The sequence below is a fragment of the Enterococcus sp. AZ188 genome (assembly GCF_050544075.1).
GTDB classification, from domain to species: Bacteria; Bacillota; Bacilli; order Lactobacillales; family Enterococcaceae; genus Enterococcus_D; species Enterococcus_D entomosocium.
The window spans coordinates 3,401,131-3,410,000 of the sequence record NZ_CP172943.1; the positions used below are offsets into that span (position 1 = coordinate 3,401,131).

The window sequence follows — 8,870 nt, forward strand, 5'->3', positions numbered from 1 at the left end:
CTATTCCTTCTCAAACGTGAAAGTTTCTTTGCACTTATCCTAACAAAAATCATTAGGAATAGCAATCTATTTTACCCTAACTGTTTGTCCTGGGTAAATAAAGTTATTTTGAATATTGTTCCATTGAATAAATTGATCCGTCGTGATGCCAAACTTATCTGCGATCCCCCAAACGGAATCACCCGCTGCCACCGTATAGGTGTTGCCTGCAGCACTGCTGCTGGTTTGGCTGCTGACGGTCGTGCTCGTTGTTGTACTTGTACTCGTTGCGGAACTACCACTGACGACAACTTTTTGTCCTGGGTAGACAAAATCATTTTTGATATTGTTCAAACTGCGAAATTGATCCATGGAGATCCCATGTTTGTTGGCGATCGACCAGACTGAATCACCCGCTGCAACTGTATAGGTACCGCCACTGCTTTGGCTAGCAGTTGATGCAGTGCTGACGGTCGTGGTACTGCTGGTATTCGTAGACGAACCACCGCTGACGACAACTTTTTGTCCTGGGTAGACAAAGTCATTTTTGATATTGTTCAAACTGCGGAATTGATCCATTGAGATCCCATGTTTATTGGCGATCGACCAGACTGAATCACCAGAAACTACGGTATAGGTGTTGCCTGATGTAGTTGCTGAAGTATTACGATTGACGATCGATACCGTAGAAGTTGCCGAAGTGCTTTGGGTGCTGCCGTTGACTTTCAACGTTTGCCCTGGATAAACAAAATCATTTTTGATGTTGTTCAAGCTGCGCAACTGGTCCATGGAGATGCCATATTTGTTAGCGATCGACCATACAGAGTCGCCCGAAGCGACTGTATACGTTTGACTGCCGCTCGTGCTGACAGCCGCCGTTGTAGTCGTAGTATTGGTTGATGCGCTAGCTGTGGCACCACCACCGGCATTGCCAGAAGCAGGTGTGTCGTATTGCGTCAAACCAAATTGTTGGATCACTGCATTCAGGGAAGAAGCATAATTGGGTGCAGTCGCATAGCGGCCTGCTAGCCATGCGGTTGCATCAAGATATGAAGTCGTATTGCTTTTCCAAGCGCCAGAATAATATGAAACGCCGCTTTGTAAAGAGGTTGAGCGTAAAGTACGTGCGTTATCTTCGAATGATTGCGTGTATGATGGGTAGCGCTTAAAGGGTTCATTCATAGTCAACCATTGATTGTTCAAGTACTCCAAAGTACTCATATAAACGGTTTGACCGTTGTAGCTGCCTTTGATCCCGAATAGATTATAATTCGGTGCTTTTGATAAACTGCTTCGGCCCCAACCACTTTCTAAAATGGCTTGTGCGATCATCACAGAAGCATATAAATCGTTGGCTTGTGCCACGGGCTGAGCGTAAGTAGCGATTTCGGCAATAAATGCGGAAGTATTCGGCGCGGCAAAATTGCTAGTAGAAACTTGGGCGATCGAGGTCTCTACGGCTTCTGCTTGAACCGATGACACCAATGGAGCTACAACAGAGCAAGCAGTCAGTGTCGTTCCTAAAACAACTGCACTTTTTTTGATCACTCGATACTTATCGCCCGATTGGTCTGCTTGACGATGTACTTTTCTTGATTGACTCGTGTTCATGTCCGTTATTCCTCCGTTTTTTCCTTATAGTGAACGTAGGTTTAGTATACAATTTCTTAAGAATTTATAAAAGGTATTTGAGCCGATTTCAGAAACTGTAAACTCTTTGTAATCAAACGAACATTTATTGAAATGAAGAGTTTGTATTTAACCCAACGAAAAATATTCCTTGGCAGTGGGATGCTCCCTGAATGGTTCCCTGCTTTTTCCGTCTTGCGATAAATGCTATAATACCTTCTAGATGTCTCTTTGCTTGAAGGGGCAGAAATTCTCTAGAAACGAGGCTTTTCCATGCATAAAAAACTTTATTTTCAATTTGCCGGCAGTTGCTTTTTACTGCTGTTCGTTTTTCTCGGCTATCTCGTGAAATTTTATCCTACTTGGTTGGTCTCCTTTGACGAAACCTTGACTCGCATCATCCGTACCGGCTATCCGTTTTGGACACCGTTTTTTCTATGGGTCACAAAATTTGCGAATCCTACCACGATCATCTTGCTCTTTCTTGCTGTTTTAGCCGTTTTAGTGATCAATAAATATTATACAGAAGCACTATGGCTCAGTATCGGCACCATCGGGATTGCCGGGCTCTTTAATCCATTGATCAAACTGGTTTTTTTACGGGAGCGACCAACCCTTGAACACTTAGTCACGGAATCAAGTTTTAGTTTCCCCAGCGGACACTCGACAGGCAGTATGGTTTTTTATGGGACATTGCTCTTCTTGGTCCCGGTTTTCTTCAAGCAGCCTTTTTGGCAATGGGGACTCCGTATTCTGTTAGGCCTATTGATCAGTTGTATCGGCATCAGCCGCATCTATGTTGGCGTGCATTTTCCCAGTGATGTGTTAGGCGGTTTTTGTGTCGGCCTGTCTTGGCTACTGTTGACCTACCCTTACTACTTGCAAAAACGTTTTGTCTGGCGCTTCACGCGTAAACAATTATAAAAGAAGGTAAAAAAATGAATCCATTTCCTTATGCAGAAGATAAAAACAAACGATACCATTCATGGAACTTTGCTTTGCGGCAAGAATTTGGCGAAAAAATCTTTAAAGTTCCCATCGATGCGGGCTTCGACTGCCCCAATCGTGACGGCACCGTTGCCAAAGGCGGCTGTACATTTTGCAGTGTGTCCGGCTCTGGCGATATGATCGTAGCACCTGAAGCCCCGCTACCAGAGCAGTTTGAAAAAGAGATCGCCATGATGCACAAAAAGTGGCCGCAAGTGGACAAATACATTGTCTATTTTCAAAATTTTACGAACACCCACGCACCGGTGGCAGTGATCCGCGAGCGCTTCGAGCAAGTACTGAAACTACCTGGTGTTGTCGGGATCTCCATTGGGACCCGACCAGACTGCTTACCAGCAGATGTCGTTGACTATCTGGCAGAGCTCAATCAACGCTTTTATTTATGGGTCGAATTAGGACTGCAAACGACTTTTGAAACCACGAGCAATGCCATCAACCGCGCCCATGATTATCAAACCTACTTAGACGGCGTCGCCAGCCTGCGCAAACACAATATTCGTGTCTGTACCCATTTGATCAATGGCCTGCCAGGCGAGACGATCGAGATGATGCAAGAAAACGTCCGACGCACCATTCAAGATTCTGATATCCAAGGCATCAAACTGCACCTGCTGCATTTGATGCGCAATACTCGGATGCTGCGGGATTATCATGAGGGACGTTTGCAATTGATGCGGCGCGATACCTATGTGTCATTGATCTGCGATCAGTTAGAAATAATCCCCCCAGAGATCATCATTCATCGCTTGACAGGCGATGCACCATGGGATTCTCTGGTAGGTCCAATGTGGAGTTTGAAAAAATGGGAAGTCTTGAATGAGATTGATCAAGAAATGCTACGCCGCAACTCCTATCAAGGGAAATTCAACGTGCGAAAGGAGCTTGTCAATGCTGCCGACCGCCATGCGCTATAGCCACACCCTTTTAAAAGAAGTTGTGCAACCGGGACATACCGCTGTTGATGCCACGATGGGCAACGGCTTTGACACGGAATTACTGGCTTCCTTAGTTGGGCCGACTGGTCAGGTGTTTGCTTTTGATATTCAAGAACAAGCCCTCCAAGCCACCAAAAAACGTTTGACTGAAAAAGAGCTGTTGGCGCAAGTCCAGCTGATCCATCAAGGCCATGAGACGTTGGCAGATGTTGTGAGCGGTCCGGTTCACGCCGCCATTTTCAATTTAGGCTACTTGCCGAAAGGGGACAAAGCGATCATCACGCTGCCTGATACAACGAAAACGGCTTTAGAAGCTTTACTGACACGTTTAGCCCCGAAAGGTAGAATCATCCTCGTCTGCTATTATGGACACGCTGGCGGCGAAGCAGAGCTGAAAGAAGTCCACTCCTTTTGTCAGCAGCTGCCGCAAGAGGAATACAATGTCCTTTCCTATCAATTTATCAATCAGCGCAACCAGCCGCCGATCTTATTTTGTATCGAACGAAAAAACCATCAGTCCTCGGCACGTTAAGGTGTCGATCGACTGATGGTTTTTTTATTCACTAAAAAGCCATTGCAGGACTCGTTGGATCCATTGATCCCAGAAATTCCAATCATGATCCCCAGTTCCCGATTCAAACGTTACGGCTATTTTGCGTTTTTGCAGCTTGTCCACCGCATACTCACTTGCCGGGTACAGTTGATCCTCGGTTCCGCAGCTAATAAAAAAGCGCGGCGCGGTGCTTGGATCGATGGTCTCAATCAGATGGATCAAATCATTTTCTGACCCTTTGAATTGCTCTAAAGGGCCAAAGATTCCTTCCCAATAAGCTTGGCTTCGCAGCTGCAGCAAGGAATCCATGCTTTCAGCCAGCGCTAACGCGCCAGACAAAGACGCTACCGCCGCAAACTGGTCAGGCTTGCGCAGCCCAAGTTTTACTGCACCATAGCCCCCCATCGAGAGACCTGCTGCAAAAGTTTTTTCTCGTTTTTGCGTCAGTTGAGGAAACAGTTCATGACAAATTTGTGGTAATTCTTCGGCGATAAATGTCCAATACTTCATTTCGTAGGTCGTATCGGTATACCAGCCCAGATCTGTAGACGGCATGATGACCGCTAGTTGATACTCTGCGGCATATCGCTCGATTGACGTCCGTCGCTGCCAGACACTATGATTTCCGTTCATCCCATGCAATAAATAAAGCACCGGGAGATCTGTGCCCGTCGATTGGCTTTGGGTGCCGATTTTTTTCTTGGTACTTTGAGGCAAGATCACATCGATCATTACCTCCATTTCAAGAACATTTGAATAGATATTTGCTTGTAAAAAAGCCATACAATCACCTGCGATCCTTTTTTTATATTGTACCAGATTCTCGCGAAATCGTGCGGGTCAAACCAATCGCTAAAACAATCAACAAAACACCGATCCCAAAAACCCAGTGTAGACCGCTATAAAGAATCTCCCGTAATTGCCCTAATAAGGCTGTTGGCAGCTGACGCGCGGCGGCTGGATCTACCAGCTGATTCATGACACTGCTATCAGTGACTTGCGCCTGTGCCAAGCCCACGCTATTGCTGGTGTTTAAAACGATACCGAAGACCGCCACCATAATGGTTTGCCCGATCGTTCGCAGCAGGGTATTAAAAGAAGTCGCCACGCCGACTTGGGTGGGTGCAACGCTGGTTTGGGCAGTAACGGTACAAACCACCATCGTTGCCCCTAATCCGACGCCCGTAATAGAAGAAATCACCAAGAACAACCAGAATGAAGTCTGTGCCGGTGTCAAAAACAACCACAAAGCACCGGTAGCCGTGATCAACAAGCTAACCGTCAAGACCCAGCTGACACTGTGCTGTGTCAACCAACGGCTGGCTAAGAAGGAACCAATCATCCATAAAATCGACAACGGTGCCAACACAAGCCCGCCAATCCCCGCACTCATGCCTAAGACCCCTTGCATCCACATTGGGATATAAACATCGATCCCCATCAGGAAGCCGCTAGCCAAAGCTGCTACGATGTTGACCACCACAAACAATTTTGAGTGGAACAGCTTCAGATCAATAATCGGATCTGCTGCTTTTTTCTCCACACGAATGAAGCCGATAAACGTGAGGACAGAAAAAACGAACAGACCGATAACAGGCAGACTTACCCCATAATCTCCAAGCAATTGGAAGCCTAGCAGGAGCCCTACTAACGTCAACATCAACAAGAGACTGCCTGCATAATCAATGTTGACTGCAGCAAAGGCCTTTTTTTCTTCATGAAAATAAAACCAAATTAAGGCGATCAACCCTAATCCGATGGGCACGTTGATAAAGAAGATCCAATGCCACCCGATCGTATCTACGATCAATCCACCGGCTAAGGGACCAACGACACTGGCGATCCCCCAAGCAGTACTATTGAGCCCTAAGACTTTCGCCCGCTTTTCAACGGGATACAGGTCCGCAATGATCGTTAGGGCAACGGGCATCATGGCCCCTGCGCCTAATCCTTGCAATGCTCTGGCAATGATCAACGTCAACATTGTGTTGGCCATCCCACAAAAAGCCGACCCGATAATAAACAGCAGCGTACCAAATAGAAAGACTGGTTTGCGGCCGATGTTATCGGCAAACTTGCCGTAGATCGGGGTCAACATCGCACTGGTCAAAAGATAGATCGAGAAGACCCAGTTCATGATCTCGATTCCTTTCAATGAACTAACGATGGTAGGCATCGCTGTCGTAATGATCGTTCCTTCGATCGCGGTCATAAACGTTGCGACAAAGACCGCAATAGTGACTAATTTTACATTGGTTCGCATGTAACTCCTCCTTTTACTCCAAAAAAAAGAACCCCTATTGATAGTCATCAATAGAGGTCGCCTCTTTTAATCCTTCACACTTGCCAAAAGTGCCGCCACCTTGTCGGTGCGTTCCCATGGCAAATCGATATCTGTACGACCGAAATGTCCGTAAGCGGCAGTCTGACGATAAATCGGACGGCGCAAATCTAACATTTCAATAATTCCTGCTGGTCGCAAATCAAAGTTTTCCCGCACCGCTTGAATCAAGCGCTCGTTACTGACGGTTCCTGTACCAAAAGTGTTGATGCTGATCGACACGGGTTGTGCCACACCGATCGCATAGGCTAATTGGACTTCCACTTTTTTGGCTAGCTTTGCTGCTACGATGTTTTTGGCAATGTAGCGAGCCGCATAGCTGGCTGAACGGTCAACTTTGGTTGCGTCTTTTCCAGAAAACGCACCGCCACCATGACGAGCATAGCCGCCATAAGTATCAACGATGATTTTTCTGCCTGTCAAACCGGCATCCCCTTGAGGACCGCCGATCACAAAACGACCAGTAGGATTAATATAATATTTTGTCTGCTCGTCTAAAAGATCGGCAGGAATCACTTCTTTGATCACTTTTTCAATGACATCACGGTGGATCGTTTCATTATCAGCCGCATCATCATGCTGGGTACTAATAACGACGGTGTCCACTCTTTGTGGTTGATCGTTATCATCATACTCAACAGTTACTTGCGATTTTGCATCTGGACGCAAGTAGCTTAGTTCATTGTTTTTACGCAACTCTGCTAATCGACGGACTAACCGATGACTCAATGCGATTGGTAAAGGCATCAATTCAGGTGTTTCATCAACGGCAAAACCAAACATCAAGCCTTGGTCACCGGCACCGATATCTTCTTTATCCGTTTCTCCCCGACTTTCTAAAGCATCGTCAACGCCTTGAGCGATATCTGGTGATTGCTCATCGATCGCTACTAAAACAGCAACCGTATCGCCGTCAAATCCGAATTTTGCTCGTGTATAGCCGATTTCTTTGATGGTTTCACGGACGACTTTTTGGATATCTACGTAAGCAGAAGTAGAAATTTCTCCAAAAACTAAAACCAATCCGGTGGTAACTGACGTTTCACAAGCAACCCGAGCCATTGGATCTTCGGCAAGCAACGCATCTAAGATGGCATCACTGATTTGGTCGGCTACTTTGTCTGGGTGTCCTTCTGAAACGGACTCTGATGTAAATAAGTGTTTCTCTGTCATTTTTGTATTCCCCCTAATATATGTTTCGGTTACAAGGCATCTTCGCAGCTGCGAATCCTTTCGGGAACTTGCAACGGACTGATTATAACAAATTTTGACCCTTCGTAGTTGAAAAATGATAAAAAAGATCATTTTTGGGTAATAAAAAAACACTCTCAAGAGTGTTTGCATGATCCGTACGGGATTCGAACCCGTGTTACCGCCGTGAAAGGGCGGTGTCTTAACCGCTTGACCAACGGACCAGTTTGAAAATGTAATGGGCCTAAATGGACTCGAACCATCGACCTCACGCTTATCAGGCGTGCGCTCTAACCAGCTGAGCTATAGGCCCCAAATAAAAAATGCAAAGCGGGTGACGAGAATCGAACTCGCGACAACAGCTTGGAAGGCTGTAGTTTTACCACTAAACTACACCCGCATTCCTATGGCGCGGGACAGAATCGAACTGCCGACACATGGAGCTTCAATCCATTGCTCTACCAACTGAGCTACCGAGCCAAAAACAACGGTCTGGACGGGACTCGAACCCGCGACCTCCTGCGTGACAGGCAGGCATTCTAACCAACTGAACTACCAAACCAGAAGCTTTGTATTGCTGCTTTGCCGTTAAACAAAGCGATTGCGGGAGCAGGATTTGAACCTACGACCTTCGGGTTATGAGCCCGACGAGCTACCAGACTGCTCCATCCCGCGATAAGTAATTACTTTTCAGTAATTAAAGGACTGTGATTCTTTTGCTCGCAACAAAAGAGACAGTTAAGGAGGATAAGGGATTCGAACCCTTGCACGGTTTTACCCGCCTGACGGTTTTCAAGACCGTTCCCTTCAGCCGGACTTGGGTAATCCTCCAAAAGTAAAAAATGATCCGTACGGGATTCGAACCCGTGTTACCGCCGTGAAAGGGCGGTGTCTTAACCACTTGACCAACGGACCAATAAAAAAACGGAGAAGGAGGGATTTGAACCCTCGCGCCGGTTTCCCGACCTACACCCTTAGCAGGGGCGCCTCTTCAGCCACTTGAGTACTTCCCCAAATGTATGACTACATTTTGATGGGCCTAAATGGACTCGAACCATCGACCTCACGCTTATCAGGCGTGCGCTCTAACCAGCTGAGCTATAGGCCCCAAAAAATAAAAGCTAAAGCGGGTGACGAGAATCGAACTCGCGACAACAGCTTGGAAGGCTGTGGTTTTACCACTAAACTACACCCGCATGGCGGTCTGGACGGGACTCGAACCCGCGACCTCCTG

Annotated in this window: 7 protein-coding genes, 12 tRNA genes, 1 riboswitch and 1 other annotated feature (2 of these 21 only partly in view); of the genes, 3 read left to right on the top strand and 16 right to left on the bottom strand. The window is 46.7% G+C overall.

Features of this window, described 5'->3' with window-relative positions; all coding sequences use genetic code 11:
* Window positions 1-24, bottom strand: a binding site (T-box leader); it reaches 196 nt to the left of the window's first position.
* Window positions 25-66: 42 nt separating this feature from the next.
* Window positions 67-1,590, bottom strand: coding sequence for a LysM peptidoglycan-binding domain-containing protein (locus IGI86_RS15620; protein WP_430617531.1), 1,524 nt, complete (start codon window positions 1,588-1,590; stop codon window positions 67-69).
* Between the two features lie 291 nt (window positions 1,591-1,881).
* Here IGI86_RS15620 and IGI86_RS15625 point away from each other — a divergent pair, with 291 nt between their 5' ends.
* From IGI86_RS15625 to IGI86_RS15635, 3 genes are read left to right on the top strand one after another with little or no spacing between them, the layout of a single operon-like run.
* Window positions 1,882-2,532 carry a phosphatase PAP2 family protein gene (locus tag IGI86_RS15625; RefSeq protein WP_086372401.1) on the top strand — a complete coding sequence of 217 codons (651 nt, stop codon included), beginning with the start codon at window positions 1,882-1,884 and terminating at the stop codon, window positions 2,530-2,532.
* Between the two features lie 14 nt (window positions 2,533-2,546).
* On the top strand, window positions 2,547-3,530 hold the full coding sequence (locus IGI86_RS15630) for a TIGR01212 family radical SAM protein (RefSeq protein ID WP_430617532.1): 984 nt from the start codon (window positions 2,547-2,549) through the stop codon (window positions 3,528-3,530).
* Window positions 3,505-4,083: a tRNA (mnm(5)s(2)U34)-methyltransferase gene (locus tag IGI86_RS15635; protein ID WP_176273436.1), complete on the top strand. Its 579-nt coding sequence runs from the start codon at window positions 3,505-3,507 to the stop codon at window positions 4,081-4,083. The genes IGI86_RS15630 and IGI86_RS15635 overlap by 26 nt, the downstream gene beginning before the upstream one ends.
* 24 nt (window positions 4,084-4,107) lie before the next feature.
* Here the strand turns inward: IGI86_RS15635 and IGI86_RS15640 are convergent, their stop codons facing one another.
* From IGI86_RS15640 to IGI86_RS15710, 15 genes are all read right to left on the bottom strand, one after another.
* Window positions 4,108-4,887: an alpha/beta hydrolase gene (locus tag IGI86_RS15640; RefSeq protein ID WP_086316636.1), complete on the bottom strand. Its 780-nt coding sequence runs from the start codon at window positions 4,885-4,887 to the stop codon at window positions 4,108-4,110.
* A 22-nt stretch (window positions 4,888-4,909) separates the two neighbouring features.
* Window positions 4,910-6,367, bottom strand: coding sequence for an MDR family MFS transporter (locus IGI86_RS15645; RefSeq protein ID WP_086298745.1), 1,458 nt, complete (start codon window positions 6,365-6,367; stop codon window positions 4,910-4,912).
* A 66-nt stretch (window positions 6,368-6,433) separates the two neighbouring features.
* Window positions 6,434-7,618, bottom strand: coding sequence for a methionine adenosyltransferase (gene metK, locus IGI86_RS15650; RefSeq protein ID WP_005233362.1), 1,185 nt, complete (start codon window positions 7,616-7,618; stop codon window positions 6,434-6,436).
* A riboswitch (SMK box riboswitch) is annotated at window positions 7,616-7,697 on the bottom strand. It overlaps the preceding gene by 3 nt.
* A 91-nt stretch (window positions 7,698-7,788) precedes the next feature.
* Window positions 7,789-7,860: transfer RNA gene (locus tag IGI86_RS15655), tRNA-Glu, on the bottom strand.
* A 15-nt stretch (window positions 7,861-7,875) separates the two neighbouring features.
* Window positions 7,876-7,949: transfer RNA gene (locus IGI86_RS15660), tRNA-Ile, on the bottom strand.
* Window positions 7,950-7,965: 16 nt separating this feature from the next.
* Window positions 7,966-8,036: transfer RNA gene (locus tag IGI86_RS15665), tRNA-Gly, on the bottom strand.
* Window positions 8,037-8,043: 7 nt separating this feature from the next.
* Window positions 8,044-8,116 (bottom strand) — tRNA-Phe (locus IGI86_RS15670).
* Between the two features lie 8 nt (window positions 8,117-8,124).
* Window positions 8,125-8,198: transfer RNA gene (locus IGI86_RS15675), tRNA-Asp, on the bottom strand.
* A gap of 39 nt (window positions 8,199-8,237) precedes the next feature.
* Window positions 8,238-8,311 (bottom strand) — tRNA-Met (locus IGI86_RS15680).
* A 66-nt stretch (window positions 8,312-8,377) separates the two neighbouring features.
* Window positions 8,378-8,467: transfer RNA gene (locus IGI86_RS15685), tRNA-Ser, on the bottom strand.
* Window positions 8,468-8,479: 12 nt separating this feature from the next.
* A tRNA-Glu gene (locus tag IGI86_RS15690) sits at window positions 8,480-8,551 on the bottom strand.
* 10 nt (window positions 8,552-8,561) lie between these two features.
* Window positions 8,562-8,649 (bottom strand) — tRNA-Ser (locus IGI86_RS15695).
* Between the two features lie 21 nt (window positions 8,650-8,670).
* Window positions 8,671-8,744, bottom strand: a tRNA-Ile gene (locus IGI86_RS15700).
* A gap of 17 nt (window positions 8,745-8,761) precedes the next feature.
* A tRNA-Gly gene (locus IGI86_RS15705) sits at window positions 8,762-8,832 on the bottom strand.
* A gap of 1 nt (window position 8,833) precedes the next feature.
* Window positions 8,834-8,870: transfer RNA gene (locus tag IGI86_RS15710), tRNA-Asp, on the bottom strand (it continues 40 nt past the right edge of the window).